At 71.0% G+C, this 16,278-nt stretch carries 17 protein-coding genes; 8 read left to right on the top strand and 9 right to left on the bottom strand.

The window, feature by feature from the left end; genetic code table 11:
* Positions 1-239 precede the first annotated feature (239 nt).
* Both ACH41F_RS09300 and ACH41F_RS09295 read left to right on the top strand, forming a co-directional pair.
* The gene (locus ACH41F_RS09300; protein ID WP_391244905.1) at positions 240-881 is read left to right on the top strand and encodes a hypothetical protein; all 642 of its coding nucleotides are present in this window, start codon (positions 240-242) and stop codon (positions 879-881) included.
* Positions 882-997: 116 nt separating this feature from the next.
* On the top strand, positions 998-1,420 hold the full coding sequence (locus ACH41F_RS09295) for a thioesterase family protein (protein WP_391244902.1): 423 nt from the start codon (positions 998-1,000) through the stop codon (positions 1,418-1,420).
* Between the two features lie 75 nt (positions 1,421-1,495).
* Here ACH41F_RS09295 and ACH41F_RS09290 read toward each other — a convergent pair whose 3' ends face one another.
* The gene (locus ACH41F_RS09290) at positions 1,496-2,350 is read right to left on the bottom strand and encodes an NAD(P)H-binding protein (protein WP_391244899.1); all 855 of its coding nucleotides are present in this window, start codon (positions 2,348-2,350) and stop codon (positions 1,496-1,498) included.
* Positions 2,351-2,444: 94 nt separating this feature from the next.
* Between ACH41F_RS09290 and ACH41F_RS09285 the strand changes: the two genes are divergently transcribed.
* Together ACH41F_RS09285 and ACH41F_RS09280 are read left to right on the top strand one after the other, a co-directional pair.
* Positions 2,445-3,242: a helix-turn-helix domain-containing protein gene (locus ACH41F_RS09285; protein ID WP_391244896.1), complete on the top strand. Its 798-nt coding sequence runs from the start codon at positions 2,445-2,447 to the stop codon at positions 3,240-3,242.
* 45 nt (positions 3,243-3,287) lie between these two features.
* A complete protein-coding gene (locus tag ACH41F_RS09280; RefSeq protein WP_391244893.1) occupies positions 3,288-3,884 on the top strand; it encodes an exonuclease in 597 nt (198 codons plus the stop codon).
* 146 nt (positions 3,885-4,030) lie between these two features.
* On the opposite strand, the gene ACH41F_RS09275 is transcribed toward ACH41F_RS09280, so the two are convergent.
* The 7 genes from ACH41F_RS09275 to ACH41F_RS09245 all read right to left on the bottom strand — a co-directional run bounded on the left by ACH41F_RS09275 (position 4,031) and on the right by ACH41F_RS09245 (position 9,784).
* A complete protein-coding gene (locus ACH41F_RS09275; RefSeq protein WP_398834064.1) occupies positions 4,031-5,398 on the bottom strand; it encodes a nucleobase:cation symporter-2 family protein in 1,368 nt (455 codons plus the stop codon).
* Between the two features lie 298 nt (positions 5,399-5,696).
* Positions 5,697-7,073 carry an 8-oxoguanine deaminase gene (locus tag ACH41F_RS09270; protein WP_391244888.1) on the bottom strand — a complete coding sequence of 459 codons (1,377 nt, stop codon included), beginning with the start codon at positions 7,071-7,073 and terminating at the stop codon, positions 5,697-5,699.
* A 121-nt stretch (positions 7,074-7,194) separates the two neighbouring features.
* Positions 7,195-8,118 carry a factor-independent urate hydroxylase gene (gene pucL, locus ACH41F_RS09265; protein WP_391244885.1) on the bottom strand — a complete coding sequence of 308 codons (924 nt, stop codon included), beginning with the start codon at positions 8,116-8,118 and terminating at the stop codon, positions 7,195-7,197.
* A gap of 4 nt (positions 8,119-8,122) precedes the next feature.
* The gene (uraH, locus tag ACH41F_RS09260) at positions 8,123-8,527 is read right to left on the bottom strand and encodes a hydroxyisourate hydrolase (RefSeq protein ID WP_391244882.1); all 405 of its coding nucleotides are present in this window, start codon (positions 8,525-8,527) and stop codon (positions 8,123-8,125) included.
* A gap of 6 nt (positions 8,528-8,533) precedes the next feature.
* Positions 8,534-9,043, bottom strand: coding sequence for a 2-oxo-4-hydroxy-4-carboxy-5-ureidoimidazoline decarboxylase (gene uraD / locus ACH41F_RS09255; protein ID WP_391244879.1), 510 nt, complete (start codon positions 9,041-9,043; stop codon positions 8,534-8,536).
* 124 nt (positions 9,044-9,167) lie between these two features.
* Positions 9,168-9,536 (bottom strand): helix-turn-helix domain-containing protein, encoded by a 369-nt coding sequence (locus ACH41F_RS09250; protein ID WP_391244877.1) that lies wholly within the window; start codon positions 9,534-9,536, stop codon positions 9,168-9,170.
* Positions 9,533-9,784 carry a hypothetical protein gene (locus ACH41F_RS09245; RefSeq protein ID WP_391244874.1) on the bottom strand — a complete coding sequence of 84 codons (252 nt, stop codon included), beginning with the start codon at positions 9,782-9,784 and terminating at the stop codon, positions 9,533-9,535. The genes ACH41F_RS09250 and ACH41F_RS09245 overlap by 4 nt, the downstream gene beginning before the upstream one ends.
* A 310-nt stretch (positions 9,785-10,094) precedes the next feature.
* Between ACH41F_RS09245 and ACH41F_RS09240 the strand changes: the two genes are divergently transcribed.
* From ACH41F_RS09240 to ACH41F_RS09225, 4 genes are all read left to right on the top strand, one after another.
* A complete protein-coding gene (locus ACH41F_RS09240; protein ID WP_398834060.1) occupies positions 10,095-10,934 on the top strand; it encodes a TIM barrel protein in 840 nt (279 codons plus the stop codon).
* A gap of 47 nt (positions 10,935-10,981) precedes the next feature.
* Positions 10,982-11,872, top strand: coding sequence for a 2-hydroxy-3-oxopropionate reductase (locus tag ACH41F_RS09235; protein WP_391244868.1), 891 nt, complete (start codon positions 10,982-10,984; stop codon positions 11,870-11,872).
* A gap of 205 nt (positions 11,873-12,077) precedes the next feature.
* A complete protein-coding gene (locus ACH41F_RS09230; protein WP_398834057.1) occupies positions 12,078-13,535 on the top strand; it encodes a catalase in 1,458 nt (485 codons plus the stop codon).
* Between the two features lie 291 nt (positions 13,536-13,826).
* Positions 13,827-14,063, top strand: a complete 237-nt coding sequence (locus ACH41F_RS09225) for a hypothetical protein (RefSeq protein WP_391244863.1) — start codon at positions 13,827-13,829, stop codon at positions 14,061-14,063.
* A 283-nt stretch (positions 14,064-14,346) separates the two neighbouring features.
* Here the strand turns inward: ACH41F_RS09225 and gcl are convergent, their stop codons facing one another.
* The gene (gene gcl, locus ACH41F_RS09220; protein WP_391244861.1) at positions 14,347-16,134 is read right to left on the bottom strand and encodes a glyoxylate carboligase; all 1,788 of its coding nucleotides are present in this window, start codon (positions 16,132-16,134) and stop codon (positions 14,347-14,349) included.
* Between the last annotated feature and the right edge of the window lie 144 nt (positions 16,135-16,278).

Here is a 16,278-nt window from a genome sequence, read left to right as displayed (position 1 = left end):
GTCGCACAGCGGCGGGTCGCAGCGGAGCGCAGAACTTATCGAGGGGGCTGGTCGCAGCGGAGCCCAGGCCTTTCGAGGGGGTGCGTCGCAGCGGCGCGCGAGCCCTTCGGAAGGGCTGGTCCGCGGCGGTGCCGGGCCCTCGAACGGTCTGGTGCTGAGCCGTGCCAGGCCCTCGACAGGTCCGGTGCGCAGCGGCATCCAGGCCCGTCGACCAGGCCACCACCGGGGAGGAGCATGCCGTGACCAGACCGCCCACCGCCGCTCAGCGGCGTGTCATCGACGCCGCCGACCCCGTCACCGGCCGGATCCGGGGCACCGAGGCGCAGCTGGCGTCCCTCGTCAGGCACGGGCTCGCCTTCCGACACCCCCGGCCGCCGCACGACCACTTCCTGACACCGGCCGGTCACCGGATACGCGAGGCCGCACCGACGGCACCGACGGCACCGACAGCCGAGCCCGAGGCCGGCGGGGCGGCCGGGGTGTTCACCGCGCGGATCGGCGGGGAGGAGGCGCCGCCGCCCGCCGGGCCGGCCCGGGTGCGTGAGGTGCACAGCGCCTGGCAGGGGCTCCTGGAGCTGCGCCGGATGACGAATCAGGACGGGTCCACGGACCGCCCCTGCGGCTGGGAGCGGACCCATCTGGTGCAGGCCGCGGCGCTCGCGCTGGAGGCCGCCGGGCACCGTCCGGCGACCGGTGCGCAGGCCGAGGGGTACCGGGTGCGCGCGACCCCGCAGCCCGAGGCCGTCGCGGTGCGCGAGCCGGACACCGCGGCCCTCGCGGCCTGCGCCGCCACGCTGGAGGCGGCCGGCTGGCAGGTCGGCGAGTACACCGAGCCGCGGACCAGAGCCCGGTACCTGCTGGCCTCCCCGCGCCGCGTGTAGCGCACACGGACACGCGGGCAACACGGACACGCGGGCTACGAGCACACGGCACGGGCCCACGCGCGCACATGTCAGGATCTTGCCCAGCAACTGCCGTTCCGCGAGAGGGGATTGACGTGAGCGAGCCGTTTTCGGTGCCGGTGACCGTGCGCGGGTACGAGACGGACGTGCAGGGCCATCTCAACCAGAGCGTGTACCTCAACTACGCCGAGCACGCCCGCTGGTCCCTGCTGCGGGCGGCGGGCATCACCCAGGCCGGACTCATCGGCAGCGGGGTCGGCCCGGTGGCCCTGGAGACCACCATCCGCTACCGGCGCGAGCTGCTGGCGGGCGACGAGGTCGAGGTGACGTGCGCCTTCCTCTGGGGCGAGGGAAAGACGTTCCGGATGGAGCAGACCATCCGCAAGGCGGACGGCACGGTGGCGGCGGAGATCACGGCCGTCGGCGGACTGCTGGACCTCAAGGAGCGGCGGCTCGTCCCCGACCCGCGGAAGCACTTCCAGGAACTGGCCGCCGAACCAGCCCTGTTCGGGCTCTGACCGCGCCTACGCGCGGCCACGAAAGCGGCCGGGCGCGCGGCGGCGGGGTTTCGGCCTCGCCGCCGCGCCCGTCGCTCACTCCCCCGCGAAGGCGGCCCCGTGGTCCTCGGCCCACTGCCGGTACTTCCGCGCCGGGCGCCCCAGCACGCGGGGCACGTCCTCGGTGACGACGGCGTTGCCGCCGCCGCGGATGAAGGCGGTGCCGGCCAGGACGCCCGCCGCCTGGGCCTCGCCGAGGCCCCACACGGTCAGCAGGTGCTCGCGGGTCTCCTCCGGCGAGAGGTCCCGCGTGGCCACCGGTCGGCCGAGGACCGAGGCGAGCACGGCCGCCTGTCCGGGGACGCTGATCGTCTCCGGCCCGGTCAGGGTGTACGTCCGTCCCGCGTGCCCGCCCTCGAGGAGGGCCCGGGCCGCGACCTCGGCCACGTCCCGCGGATCGATCACCCCGGACAGCCCGTCGCCCGTCATGTTCGGCACCGGCTCGCTCCGCTGGACGGCGGGCACCCAGCTCAGCGTGTTCGAGGCGAAGGACGAGGGCCGCAGGACCGTCCACTCTGCGCCGCTCTCGCGCACCGCCCGCTCACCGGGCACATGCCAGTCCCCGGACGGGCCGACCGCGGGATCACCGGTCCCGATCGCGGAGAGCTTCACGAGCCGGCCCACGCCCGCCGTCCGTGCCGCCGTCACCAGGGCCTCGTCGTGCGGGGCCGCCGGTCCGGGCGCGCCCAGCAGGAACGCGGCCGTCACCCCCGCCATCGCGGCGTCCAGGGAGCCGGGGTCGAGGTAGTCCCCACGCACCACCTCCACGCCGGCCGGCACCCGGGCCCTGGCCGGGTCGCGGGTCAGGGCGCGGACCTTCTCGCCGCGCGCCGCGAGCTGTCGCAGGAGTTCACTTCCGATGGTGCCCGTGGCACCGGTCACGAGGATCATGTCCCCACGGTGGGCCGCCCGGGGCCCTGAACTCTTGGAAATTCCGGCACGGTTCGGCCGTCCGTCCGCGCGGGCGGGCGTCTACGGTGAAGGGGTGACGAACTCCCGTGCCGAGCAGGCCCTTTCGCTGCCCGAGGCCCTGCGGCCCTGGATCGCGGGGATCAGTACCGTGACCGCGCTCGGGCCGCCCGAGGAGGCGTTCGTCCGCCTTCCGGACACCGGCACCAAGGTCGTCGTGCGGGTGGGGGTGACCGGGCAGCGGGACGTCCTCGCCATCGGCCCCCGGGTGCGGGCCTCGTACCACGAGGGCAAGGCGCTCGCGTCCTGCGTGGAGATGCGCCTCGCACCGGGCACGACCCGCCCCCTGCTGGGCGTCCCCGCGGCGGAACTGGTGGGCCGGATCGTGCCGTTGGGCGAGCTGCCGGGCACCACGGCCCGCCGGCTCGACCGCGAACTGCGCAGACCGGACCCGGAGCGGATCGGGGCCCACCTGGCCGAGGTGCTGCCGGAGCGGCTCACCGACACCGCAGACCGCGACCGCTCCCGGCTGGTCCGGGCCGGGGTCGACGCCATGTCGGTGCGGCTCGGTCGCACGCCTGGACCGGTCGGTGAGGTGGCCCGTCAACTGGCTGTCAGCGAGCGCCAGTTGCGCAACCTTTTCGCGGAGGGCGTGGGGTTGTCCCCCAAGCACTACGCCCGCATCGAGCGGGTCCACGCGGTCCTCGCCCACGCCCCGACCTCGCCCTGGGCCGAACTCGCCGCCGCCACCGGCTACTACGACCAGGCGCACATGACCGCCGACTTCCGCGCCCTGATGGGCGTCCCGCCGCGCTCCTACTTCACCGGCCGTCTCCCCGCGTCCACCCCCTGCCAGGCGGGCCCCCGCCGCTGAATCCGGGATGCGCCGGACGCCCGCCCCCTGCGATGCTCCGGTGCCATGTCCGCACGACGCGTCAGGCCCAGCCTCTACATCTCGGTCGACATCGAGGCCGACGGCCCGATCCCCGGCCCCTACTCCATGATCAGCCTCGGCGCGGCGGTCGCCGGTGTCCAGGACTCCGAGGGATTCACCCCGGCCGATCCGGAGCAGCGGACGTTCTACCGTGAACTCAAGCCGATCAGCACGGAGTTCGTGCCCGAGGCGCTCGCGGTGAGCGGCCTGGACCGGGAGCTGCTGTGCGCGCGGGGCGCCGAACCGGCCGTGGCGCTCGCCGAGTTCAGCGCGTGGGTGGGCGAGGTGAGCGACGGCGCGCAACCGGTGATGTGCGGGTATCCGGCGTCGTACGACTGGACGTTCCTGTACTGGTACCTGATCCGGTTCACCGGGGCCAGCCCCTTCGGGCACTCGGGGTGCCTCGACATGAAGACGCTGTACGCGACGAAGGCGGGGCTGCCGCTGCGGGCGGTCGCGAAGAGGACGATGCCTCGCGCGCTGCTGTCCGGGCGGCGGCACACCCATCACGCCCTGGACGACGCCGTCGAGCAGGCCGAGTTGTTCGCCCGGCTCATGGCGTGGCCCGGCGTCGCGCGGTGACGACGCCCGGCGTACCGGGCTGACCGGTACCGGGGCGAGACCGCCCGGCGTCGCGCGGTGACGGCGCCGGGGGTCCGGCGTACCGGGCTGACCGGTACCGGGCCGAGACCGCCCGGCGGAAGGCGGTCCCGACCCGGGCCTGCCGCTCAGGTGGCCGCCGCGATCTCCTCGCCCGCTTCCATCGGGTGGGTCACGTCCTGGGCGTCCCGGGCGCTGCCCAGGTGGTTGAAGACCAGGTTCAGCGCCACCGCGGCCACGCAGCCCGTGGAGATGCCCGAGTCCAGGACGATCTTCGCCGTCTCGGGGAAGGCGTGGTAGAACTCCGGCGCCGTGATGGGGATGATGCCGACGGCCAGCGAGACGGCCACGATCAGGACGTTGTTGTCCTTGTCCAGACCGGCCCGGACCAGTGTCTGGATGCCGCTCGCCGCGACCGAGCCGAACAGGACCACGCCCGCGCCGCCGAGCACCGGGCGCGGGACGACGGCGATGAGGGAGGCGGCCATCGGGCACAGGCCCATCAGCACCAGGAAGGCGCCGCCGGTGGCGACGACGTACCGGCTGCGGATCTTCGTCATGGCGACCAGGCCGATGTTCTGGGCGAAGGCGCTGCACATGAACCCGTTGAACAGGGGGCTGAGGGCCGAGCCGAGGGTGTCGGCGCGCAGGCCGGCGGCGATGGTCCGCTCGTCCGCCGGGCGGTCGACGATCTCGCCCAACGCCAGCATGTCCGCGGTCGATTCGGTCATGGAGACCACCATCACCACGATCATCGAGACGATCGCGGCGATCTGGAACTGCGGTGCGCCGAAGTGGAAGGGGGTGGGGAAGCCCACCACGTCGGCGTCCGCGACCGGGCTGAAGTCGGTGACACCGAAGGGGATCGCGAGGAGCGTGCCGAGGACCAGGCCGAGCAGGACGGCGATCTGCTTGACGAAGCCTCGGGTGAAGCGGCGCAGCAGGAGCACGATGACCAGCGTCGCGGCGGCCAGCCCGAGGAAGGTGGTCGAACCGTAGTCGTCCGCGGCGGGGTTGGGCCCCTGCGCCCAGCCGAAGGCGACCGGCAGCAGGGAGATGCCGATGAGGGTGATGACCGTGCCGGTGACCACCGGTGGGAAGAAGCGGACCGCCTTGCTGAAGAAGGGGGCGGCGAGGAAGCCGAGCAGGCCCGCGACGATCACCGCGCCGAAGATGATCGGCAGGGCGTCGGACCTGTCGTCGGTGGCGGCGACGATCGCGGTCATCGGGGCGACACCGGCGAAGGTGACGCCGTTGACGAAGGGGAGCCGGGCGCCGATCTTCCAGATGCCCAGGGTCTGCAGGAAGGTGGCGAGGCCCGCGGTGAACAGACAGGCGCCGGTCAGGAAGGTCAGCTCGGTGCCGGAGAGGCCGATGGCCGCCCCGACTATCAGGGGCGGGGCGACGACCCCCGCGTACATGGCGGCCACGTGCTGGAGGCCCGTGGTGGCCATTTTGAGTGCGGGGAGTTTTTCGTCAACGGGGTGGGCGGTCACGGCGGTTCCTCCGGGTCAGCTAACACGTCGGCTCTGACGTGGGTTTCTTGGAGGTGGTGCACGGGCATGGGGGCACCTCCCGCTCGAGCGAAGCCGAGAGTGGGGGAGGGACCGGGGGACGGATCCCCGTGTCGGGGGCGCCATCAGGGGCGACGGAGGCCGTTCCGGGGCGCACGCGTGTGACGTGCGCCCCGGAGACGGCCGCCATGGACCCCGCTCGGGTCCACGGCCACCGGTCGAGGGCCGTCCCCCTCGACCGGAGCTCAAGTGCGGTACGGACGCGGATTCCGTACGCGGCTCAGTGGCCGGCGATCTTCGCCAGCCGCTGGGCCTGCTCGCGCGTGGAGACGGCGATGGCGTCCTCGTCGACGTGCAGCAGGCGGTTGTCCGCCACGATCTGGCGGCCGTTGACGAAGGACGCCGTGACCGGGGCCGCCGCGCCGAAGACCAGCGCGGTCACCGGGTCGGCGATGGAGGCGTGGGCGAGCGTGTCCAGCTTCCACAGCACCAGGTCGGCGAGCTTGCCCGGCTCCAGCGAGCCGATCTGCGTGGCGCGGCCGAGGACCTGGGCGCCCCCGAACGTGCCGAGGCGCAGGGCCTGTCGGGCGTTGAGCGCGGCCTCGCGGTGTGCGCCGAGGCGGTTGATGAGCAGCGCGTTGCGCAGTTCGGTGTGGAGTTCGCCCGACTCGTTGGAGGCGGTGCCGTCGACACCGAGGCCGACCGGGACGCCGGCGGCCAGCATGTCCGGGACGCGGGCGATACCGGCCGCCAGGCGGGCGTTGGACGAAGGACAGTGGGCGACGCCCGTCCTGGTGCGGGCGAAGGCGGCGATGTCGGAGTCGTTCATGTGGACGCAGTGCGCCATCCACACGTCCTCGCCCAGCCAGCCGGTGGACTCGAAGTAGTCGGTCGGTCCCATGCCGAACAGTTCGTGGCAGAACTTCTCCTCCTCGACCGTCTCCGAGCCGTGGGTGTGCAGCCGCACGCCGAGGCGGCGGGCCAACTCGGCGCCCTGCTTGAGCAGTTCGGTGGAGACGGAGAACGGGGAGCAGGGCGCGACAGCGACCTGGGTCATGGCGTCGAAGGAGGGGTCGTGGTGCTCCTTGACGGTCGCCTCGGTCGCGGCGAGGGCACCGTCCAGGGTCTCGACGGCGAAGTCCGGGGGCAGGCCGCCGTCCTTCTCGCTGCGGTCCATGGAGCCGCGGGCGAGGGTGAAGCGGACGCCCATCTCGCGGGCGGCGCGGATGATCGAGCCGGACAGGTCGCCGGAGCCCTGCGGGAAGACGTAGTGGTGGTCCATGGCGGTCGTGACGCCACCGCGGGCCATCATGGCGAGCGAGCCCTGCGCCGCCGAGTAGGTCATCTGCTCGTCGATGCGCGCCCAGGTCGGGTACAGCGCCACGAGCCAGTTGAAGAGGTTGTGGTCGGTGGCCAGGCCCCGGGTGATCCACTGGTAGAAGTGGTGGTGGGTGTTGACCAGGCCGGGGGTCACGAGATGTCCGGAGGCGTCGATACGGCGTACGACGTTCTCCAGGCCCTCGGGGGCCCTGCCCGCGCCGAGCGACTCGATGCGCTGGTCGGCGATGACGACATGACCGCTCGCGTACTCGGTGTCGTGCGCGTCGACGGTCGCGATCGAACAGTTCTCGATGACGATGCGCTGGGCTGCTGCCATGGTTCGCCCCTTTGTACTGAGGGTGTGCTGGTGTGGAGAGGGCACGGCAGGACCCTGGTGATTTGAGTGCCGCGGCCGGATCGGAGGCCTCTCCGGCCGCGGGTGCCGATGGTGTCGGTTGTTACAGGTTGGTCAGGTCCACCGGGATCTTCGGCTCGCAGCCGTCCCGCAGGATGGTCGCCTCGATCAGGCCGTAGGGCCGGTCGGCGGCGAAGTAGACCTCGTTGTCGTTCTTGAGCCCGAACGGCTCCAGGTCCACCAGGAAGTGGTGCTTGTTCGGGAGCGAGAAGCGCACCTCGTCGATCTCGCTGCGGTGGTTGATGATCCGCGAACCCATCTGGTACAGGGTCTGCTGGAGGGAGAGCGAGTAGGTCTCGGCGAAGGCCTGGAGCATGTGCTTCCTGGTCTGCTCGTAGGACTTCTCCCAGTTGGGCATCCGCTGCTCGTCGTCGGTCCAGTTGAACCGCCAGCGCCCGGAGACCTGGGTGGCCAGGATGCGGTCGTACGCCTCCTGGAGCGTTGTGTACTTGTCCTTGACGTAGCCCCAGAACTCGGAGTTGGTCGAGTTCATCACGACGAGGTCCTTGAGGCCGGAGATGACCTCCCACTTCTCACCGTCGTAGGTGATCTGGGTGACCCGGGTCTCCTGGCCCTTGCGGACGAAGGAGTGCTTGACCTCGTCCGCGCCGATGAACCGGGAGTTGGCGTCGGAGGCGTCGATGCGCTCCCAGGCGTACTCCTCGATGCGGATGCGGGCGACCTCGATCGGCTCCTGCGAGGTCACGAAGTGCCGGGCGAGGTGGATGCCGAACTGCTCGGCCGACTCGATGCCGTGCTCCTTGGCGAACGCGTACACCGTGTTCTTGGTGGTGTCGGTCGGCAGCACGTTGGCGTTGGAGCCGGAGTAGTGGACCTCGTCCATGTCGCCGGAGAGGGCGACGGAGACGTTGAGGTCCTTGATGTGGTGGGTGGCGCCGTCCCGCGTGATCTTTACGACTCGGTTCTCGGCCTTGCCGTACTGGTTCTGTCCCAGGATCGTGGGCATTTAGCTAGCTCCCTCGGTAAACGGAGTAGCCGAACGGGTTGAGCAGCAGCGGTACGTGGTAGTGCTCCCCGGGCTCGACGGCGAAGGTGATCGCCACCTCGGGGAAGAACACGGCACCGCTGTCCCGACTCGCGGGGGCGTCCTGCTGCGCATCGGCTTGCTTCTTTTCGAAGTACGCCTCGACCGCGAAGTCGAGCCGTACGTGGGTGGTCCCCGCCGGCAGGTCCGGGAGGTCCTTGCACCGCCCGTCCGCGTCGGTCGCCGAACCGCCGAGCGTCCGCCAGTCGGCGTCGCGGCCCGAGCGGGCCGCGAGTTGGATGGCGACGCCCTGCGCGGGGCGGCCGATGCTGGTGTCCAGGATGTGTGTGGACACCGAATTCCTCTGCACGGCAGCGGTGCTGGTGCTCATACTGCGTCAGTCCTCTTCGACGAGTCGGGCGAGCCGGATACGGTTGATCTTGCCCAGCTCGGTGCGGACGATCTCCCGCTCCTGCTCCGGCGAGTTGCCGATCCGCTCCTTGACGGCGTCGCGCATCTGCTCGCCGGTCCGGCCGGTGGCGCAGATGAGGAAGACATGGCCGAACTTCTCCTGGTAGGCCAGGTTCAGTTCCAGCATCTCCGCCTTGAGGTCCTCGGAGGCGCCGGCCATGCCGCGCTGTTCCCGCGCCGAAGTCGGGTCACCCTCCTTGGGGCGGCCGATGGGCGGGTGTCCGGCCATCGCCTCCGCCAGGTCCGCCGCCGTCAGCTCGGCCGTGGCGGCGTCGCCGGTGGCGTACAGGTCCTCGGCGGTGGCGTACGGGCGGGCGGCGAGCAGCCGCTTCGCCCAGGCCGTGGAGGCACACACCTCGAGGAGTGCGGCGGACGCCGCGTCCTCCTCGGCTGCGTTGAACCGGGTCAGGCCCGGCGGCGTGGAAGTCGAAGTCACGGGAGCCTCCGTGGCCGCGGACGGCCTTCGTGCTGAAGCGGGCTTCCGTTAGCTAACGCCCTTCGAAACACCACGTCAACACTTTGTTGAAAATTCGGGGTGAACGAACGCCGCGCGGTGCGGGTCAGGCGTCTTTGTCGCGATTGAGGTAGTTGTACACGGTGAAGCGGCTGACCCCGAGCGCGCTCGCCACGGTCTCCACGCCGTGCCGGACCGAGAAGGCGCCACGCGCCTCGAGTATCCGCACGACCTCCTGCTTGGCCTTGCGGTCCAGGTCGGCCAGCGGTCTGCCCTGCTTGCGCTCCATGGCGGCGAGGATGTGGTCGAGGGAGTCCGCGAGCTGCGGCAGCCGCACGGCGACCACGTCGGCGCCCTCCCAGGCGAGCACGACGTCGTCGGGTCCGGCCTCGTCCGGCGGGACCATCTCCCCGCCCATGGCGTCGACCAGCGGCTTCACCGCCGTGATGAAGGGCTCGTCCCCCGCGCCGGTCACTTCTCGCCCTCCCCGATCACGTTGACCTGGAGCGAGACCCGGGTGGCGCCGGCCGCCAGGGACCTGCGCAGCAGCGCGTCCACGGCGCTCAGCACGGCGTCGGCGTCACCCTCCGCGGTGTTGCCGAACGGGCCGACGTCCACCGCGTCCAGGGTGGCGGCCTCGACCACCTCGCGGGCCACCAGCGCGTGCGCGGGCGCCTCGTCGAGGTCGAAGGGTTCGGTGGTGAACTCCACTCTCAGTCGCATCGCGCCCCCATTTCTGTCGGAACTGCACGTCCTCGCGGCCCTCCGGTACGCGAGGGCGCATCCGGGGCACGTCGGTGACGGCGGGACACGGTCAACGGCGCCCGGACCGACCTTAACGGACCACCCCCGCCACCAGCACGACTTCCCGGGGCCGGCCTGCGCGAACGCGCGGGCCCGTGCCTCCCGGACGCGTCCCGCTGGACCGACCACCTCTTGACAAGCCTGGACCCCCACCGGCTATCTTCCATTAAGCAGAAACGAACTTCCGCATTACGGAATCACTCGACACGGAAGGGAGCGCCTGGTCCACATGGGATTCGCAGAGCAGCGCTTCAACGTCAACCTGTCGATCCTCTTCACGGAACTCCCGCTCCTGGAGCGCCCCGCGGCCGCCGCCGCGGCCGGCTTCACCGCGGTCGAGCTGTGGTGGCCCTGGATCGACTCCCCCACCCCCGAGCCGTCCGAGCTCGACGCCCTGAAGAGGGCGATCGAGGACGCGGGCGTCCAGCTCACGGGCCTGAACTTCTACGCCGGCCGGCTGCCGGGCCCCGACCGCGGCGCCCTGTCGCTGCCGGGCGAGGAGTCGGAGAGGTTCCGCGCCAACATCGACGTGGCCGCGGACTTCGCCCAGTCCCTGGGCTGCACGGCCCTCAACGCCCTGTACGGCAACCGCGTCGACGGCGTGGACCCGGCCGAGCAGGACGCGCTCGCGCTGGAGAACCTGGTCCTCGCGGCCCGGGCCGCGAGCCGGATCGGCGCGATCCTGCTGGTCGAGGCGCTCAACAAGCCCGAGTCGCCGCTGTACCCGCTGGTCAGCGCGCCCGCCGCGGTGGGCGTGGTCGACAAGGTGAACGCGGCGACGGGGCTCGGCAACGCCAAGTTCCTCATGGACCTCTACCACCTGTCCATGAACGGCGAGGACCTGCCGGCGGTGATCGAGGAGTTCGCCGCGAAGACCGGCCATGTGCAGATCGCCGACAACCCGGGCCGTGGCGCCCCGGGCACCGGGACCCTGCCGCTGGAGGAGCTGCTCGACCAGCTGAGGAAGGCCGGTTACGAGGGCTATGTCGGCCTGGAGTACAAGCCGGGCGACCGTCCGAGCACCGAGGCCTTCGACTGGCTGCCCGCCGAGGCCCGCGCGGCCCGCTGAGGGCCACCCACACACGTAGCGAAGTACGCAGAGAGGCACCCCCCGTCATGAGCACTCTTCCCAAGATCGCGTGGATCGGCCTCGGCATCATGGGCTCCCCCATGTCCGAGAACCTCGTCAAGGCCGGTTACGACGTCACCGGCTTCACCCTGGAGCAGGACAAGCTGGACCGCCTGGCCGCCGCGGGCGGCAAGGCCGCCGCCTCGATCGCCGAGGCCGTCAGGGACGCCGACGTGGTCATCACGATGGTCCCGGCCTCCCCGCAGGTCGAGGCCATCGCCTACGGCCCCGACGGCATCCTGGAGAACGCGAGGTCCGGCGCGCTGCTGATCGACATGTCCTCGATCACCCCGCAGACCTCGGTCGACCTGGCGGAGGCGGCGAAGGACAAGGGCATCCGCGTCCTGGACGCCCCGGTGTCCGGCGGCGAGGCCGGCGCGATCGAGGCCGTGCTGTCCATCATGGTCGGCGGCGAGCAGGCCGACTTCGACACCGCGAAGCCGATCCTCGAAGCCCTCGGCAAGACCATCGTGCTGTGCGGTCCGCACGGCTCGGGGCAGACCGTGAAGGCCGCCAACCAGCTCATCGTCGCCGTGAACATCCAGGCGTGCGCCGAGGCCGTGGTCTTCCTGGAGAAGTCCGGGGTGGACCTCAAGGCCGCGCTCGACGTCCTGAACGGCGGCCTCGCCGGCTCGACCGTGCTGACGCGCAAGAAGGACAACTTCCTCCAGCGCGACTTCAAGCCGGGCTTCCGCATCGACCTGCACCACAAGGACATGGGCATCGTCACCGACGCCGCCCGCAACGTCGGCGCGGCCCTGCCCGTCGGTGCCGTGGTCGCCCAGCTCGTCGCGTCCCTGCGCGCCCAGGGCGACGGGGGCCTGGACCACTCCGCGCTGCTGCGCGCGGTCGAGCGCCTCTCCGGCGCCCAGATCTGACGCACCCCCAGACCCCGGGCGGCGCCGCTGCTGACACCTGTCCTGTCGCGCCCAGGCGGCGGCGCCGCCCGGCACCACACCTCAACACACCGTTGAACAAGAACTTCAACAAACTGTTGACGTCCAGATCGCCCCATACCTAGGCTCCACAAAGCGGAAGCCGTCTTCCGAAGGATTTCGCTGCCCCTCGTACGGAAGGTCCCCGATGTCGAAGCGCGTGCTCACGACAGAGTCCGGCGCCCCGGTCGCCGACAACCAGAATTCCGCCTCCGCCGGCGTCGGCGGCCCGCTCCTCCTCCAGGACCAGCACCTGCTGGAGAAGCTCGCCCGCTTCAACCGTGAGCGCATCCCGGAGCGCGTGGTGCACGCCCGCGGCTCCGGCGCGTACGGCTACTTCGAGGTGACGGACGACGTCACCGGCTTCACGCACGCCGACTTCCTCAGCTCGGTCGGCAAGCGCACCGAGGTCTTCCTGCGCTTCTCCACCGTGGCGGACTCGCTCGGCGGCGCCGACGCGGTGCGGGACCCGCGCGGCTTCGCGGTCAAGTTCTATACCGAGGAGGGCAATTACGACCTCGTCGGCAACAACACCCCGGTGTTCTTCATCAAGGACCCCATCAAGTTCCCCGACTTCATCCACTCCCAGAAGCGCGACCCGTTCACGGGCCGTCAGGAGCCGGACAACGTCTGGGACTTCTGGGCGCACTCCCCCGAGGCCACCCACCAGATCACCTGGCTGATGGGCGACCGCGGCATCCCGGCGTCGTACCGCCACATGAACGGCTACGGCTCGCACACCTACCAGTGGACGAACGCCGAGGGCGAGGCCTTCTTCGTCAAGTACCACTTCAAGACCAACCAGGGCATCCGCTGCCTGTCCGCCGAGCAGGGCGCCGAGTTGGCCGGCAAGGACCCGAGCTCCCACCAGACGGACCTGCTCCAGGCCATCGAGCGGGGTGTGAACCCGTCCTGGACGCTGTACGTGCAGCTCATGCCGGCGGCCGAGGCGGCGGACTACCGCTTCAACCCCTTCGACCTCACCAAGGTGTGGCCGCACGCCGACTACCCGCTGCGGCGTGTGGGCCGGTTGGTCCTCGACCGCAACCCGGACAACGTGTTCGCCGAGGTCGAGCAGGCCGCGTTCTCCCCGAACAACTTCGTGCCGGGCATCGGTCCGTCGCCGGACAAGATGCTCCAGGGCCGCCTCTTCGCCTACGCGGACGCGCACCGCTACCGCCTGGGCGTCAACCACACCCAGCTCGCGGTGAACGCCCCGAGGGCGACGGTCGCGCACAACTACGGCCGGGACGGCCTGATGGCGTCCAACTCCCAGGGCCGGGCGGCGAAGAACTACGAGCCGAACTCCTACGACGGCCCGGTCGAGACCGGCCGCCCGCTGTCGGCGCCGCTCGCGATCCACGGCTGGACCGGCACGCACGTGGCACCGCTGCACACCAAGGACGACGACTTCTTCCAGGCCGGTGAGCTGTACCGGCTGATGTCCGAGGACGAGAAGTCCCGTCTGGTCGCGAACATCGCCGGCGGCCTCTCGCAGGTCACCCTCGACGACGTGATCGAGAAGAACCTGGCCCACTTCCACGCCGCCGACCCCGAGTACGGCAAGCGTGTCGAGGAGGCGGTCCGCGCCCTGCGCGAGGACTGAGCCTCCCCGGCGAAAGACTCCCTGCTCGCGCCCGCAACGCCGAGCGACCCGGATGAGGGGTGGTCCCCGGTACGGGGCACGGGCAGGGTGATGGACCGCGGCGGTGTGCGAGCCAGTGCGGTGGTGAAGGACCGGACCCCCTTCTCGACCTGAGGGAAGGGCGTCACGGCTCCGTCGTCGCCGCCGCGGTCCCGGTACGGACGAAGAGCGCCTGACACGGACGGTCCCGTGTCGGGCGCTCTTCGCCGTCTTCGGGGTGCGCACCCGGCGTCCGCGCAGGACGCTGGAGGCATGGCACATCCCGCGCACCCTCCGCACGTCGTGGTGCATTCGCCGGCGCTGGACGGCTCCCGGCGGGTCACCGCGGACGACCACGACCTCGGCGTCGCCTCCCATCTCGGCGACGTCGTGGAGCTGCTGCGCCTCGCCGATCTCGACGTGGTCGAGGTCGAGGTGAGCGACATCGTCGAATGGCAGGGCGGCGGCCCGGACGACTGGCCGGGCCTGTCCGAACACCCCCAGCGCTGAGCCCGCGTACGCACGGTGGCGTACACGGGCTACGGAACCCTCAAATCAAGCTCTGAACACACGTCCAGGGGCTTCAACTGCCCCCCGGTGGGGGCACATCCTGCTCTGCACGGGGCCCGCCGGCACGGGGGCGGCGGGCCCCGACGGGGGACGGGGACGCGGGCCCCGACGGGGGACGGGACGCGCGCGGTGGGCTCCGAGGGGGACGGGGCATGCCGAAGGGGCGGCCCGTCCCCCTCGGTCGGACCACCCCTTCGGTGGAGCGGTGTGGCGGTGCGGCCGGTCAGGCCGTGATCGGGATGATCGCGGTGGGCGCGTGGCCCGGCTCGGTCGCGATCTCCTCGAACTCCTTGACCGCGCTGATGTCGGCGGTCGGGCTCATCGAGATGTTGGTCACCCGCTCCAGGATCGCCTCGACGACGACCGGGACCCGGTACTGCGCGGCCAGCTTCTTGGCCTCCTCGAAGGCCGGCAGGAGCTGGTCGGGCTCGGTGACGCGGATGGCCTTGCAGCCCAGCCCCTCGGCGACCTTGACGTGGTCGACGCCGTACACGCCCAGCTCGGGCGAGTTCTGGTTCTCGAACTCCAGGTTCACCTGGAAGTTGATGTCCAGTCCGATCTGCGCCTGCCGGATCAGGCCCAGGTAGGCGTTGTTGACCAGGACGTGCACGTACGGGATGCGGTGCTGCGCGCCGACCGCCAGCTCCTCGATCATGAACTGGAAGTCGTAGTCGCCGGAGAGCGCGACGACCGGGGTCTCCGGGTCGGCGGTGGCGACGCCGAGGGCCGCGGGGATGGTCCAGCCGAGCGGGCCGGCCTGGCCGCAGTTGATCCAGTGGCGCGGCTTGTAGACGTGCAGCATCTGCGCGCCGGCGATCTGGGAGAGGCCGATGGTGGTGACGTAGCGGGTGTCGGGCCCGAACGCCTTGTTCATCTCCTCGTAGACGCGCTGCGGTTTCATCGGCACGTTGTCGAAGTGCGTACGGCGGTGCATGGAGCCCTTGCGTTCCAGGTGCGAGGCGACCCAGGCGGAGCGGTCGGGCAGCCTGCCGGCCGCCTTGAGCTCGCGCGCGACCTCGACGAACAGCTCCAGGGCGGCCTTGGCGTCGGAGGCGATACCGTAGTCCGGGGCGAAGATCTTGCCGATCTGGGTCGGCTCGATGTCGACGTGGACGAACGTGCGGCCCTCGCGGTACACGTCCAGCTTGTAGCCGGTGTGACGGTTGGCCCAGCGGTTGCCGATGCCGAGGACGAAGTCCGACTCCAGGAACGTGGCGTTGCCGTAGCGGTGACCGGTCTGCTGGCCGACCATGCCGGCGTTCAGCTCGTGGTCGTCCGGGATGGTGCCCCAGCCCATCAGGGTGGGCACGACCGGGGTGTTGGTGATCTCCGCGAACTCGACCAGCAGGTCGGAGGCGTCGGCGTTGATGATGCCGCCGCCGGCGACGATCAGCGGACGCTCGGACTCCAGGAGGAAGGACAGCGCCTTCTCGATCTGGGCGCGGGTCGCGGCCGGCTTGTAGACGGGGAGCGGCTCGTACGTCTCCGGGTCGAAGTCGATCTCGGTCTGCTGGACGTCGATCGGCAGGTCGATCAGGACCGGCCCGGGACGGCCGGAGCGCATGAGGTGGAAGGCCTGCTGGAAGACCCCGGGCACCTGCGCGGCCTCCAGTACGGTGACGGCCATCTTCGTGACCGGCCGCGCGATGGAGGCGATGTCGACGGCCTGGAAGTCCTCTTTGTGGAGCAGGGCGGTCGGGGCCTGGCCCGTGATGCACAGGATCGGGATGGAGTCGCCGATCGCGGAGTACAGGCCGGTGATCATGTCGGTGCCGGCCGGACCGGAGGTGCCGATGCAGACACCGATGTTGCCCGGGTGCGTACGGGTGTAGCCCTCGGCCATGTGCGAGGCGCCCTCGACGTGGCGGGCCAGGGTGTGGTGGATGCCGCCGGAGGCCTTGAGCGCCGCGTAGAAGGGGTTGATCGCCGCGCCGGGGACACCGAACGCGTTGCTGACGCCCTCGCGCTTGAGGATCTCGACTGCCGCGCGGGCAGCGGTCATACGAGCCATGGAGTACTCCTGCTTCGGCTGTCGGACGTGTGCTCCCGTCGCGCCCCGCGGTGTGAACACTTCCGTATTGCGGAAAGTCTTTTCTACTATCTGGAAGCAATGTAAGTGGGGAGCCGGAGGTCGTCAAGAGACGGACAGGCGGGG

The organism is Streptomyces sp. NPDC020489 (genome assembly GCF_044386545.1).
Classification (GTDB): domain Bacteria; phylum Actinomycetota; class Actinomycetes; order Streptomycetales; family Streptomycetaceae; genus Streptomyces.
Note: the sequence above shows the minus strand (reverse complement) of the source record. Positions and strands in the feature narration are given on the sequence as shown.

Bases quoted from the DNA above. Each gene is read 5' to 3' on its own strand.
- uraH (WP_391244882.1), bottom strand. From the start codon at position 8,527: ATGAGCACCAGCACCGCTGCCGTGCAGAGGAATTCGGTGTCCACACAC.
- ACH41F_RS09230 (WP_398834057.1), top strand. From the start codon at position 12,078: ATGTCGAAGCGCGTGCTCACGACAGAGTCCGGCGCCCCGGTCGCCGAC.
- ACH41F_RS09225 (WP_391244863.1), top strand. From the start codon at position 13,827: ATGGCACATCCCGCGCACCCTCCGCACGTCGTGGTGCATTCGCCGGCG.
- ACH41F_RS09235 (WP_391244868.1), top strand. From the start codon at position 10,982: ATGAGCACTCTTCCCAAGATCGCGTGGATCGGCCTCGGCATCATGGGC.
- gcl (WP_391244861.1), bottom strand. From the start codon at position 16,134: ATGGCTCGTATGACCGCTGCCCGCGCGGCAGTCGAGATCCTCAAGCGC.
- pucL (WP_391244885.1), bottom strand. From the start codon at position 8,118: ATGCCCACGATCCTGGGACAGAACCAGTACGGCAAGGCCGAGAACCGA.
- ACH41F_RS09290 (WP_391244899.1), bottom strand. From the start codon at position 2,350: ATGATCCTCGTGACCGGTGCCACGGGCACCATCGGAAGTGAACTCCTG.
- ACH41F_RS09245 (WP_391244874.1), bottom strand. From the start codon at position 9,784: ATGCGACTGAGAGTGGAGTTCACCACCGAACCCTTCGACCTCGACGAG.
- ACH41F_RS09280 (WP_391244893.1), top strand. From the start codon at position 3,288: ATGTCCGCACGACGCGTCAGGCCCAGCCTCTACATCTCGGTCGACATC.
- ACH41F_RS09270 (WP_391244888.1), bottom strand. From the start codon at position 7,073: ATGGCAGCAGCCCAGCGCATCGTCATCGAGAACTGTTCGATCGCGACC.
- ACH41F_RS09240 (WP_398834060.1), top strand. From the start codon at position 10,095: ATGGGATTCGCAGAGCAGCGCTTCAACGTCAACCTGTCGATCCTCTTC.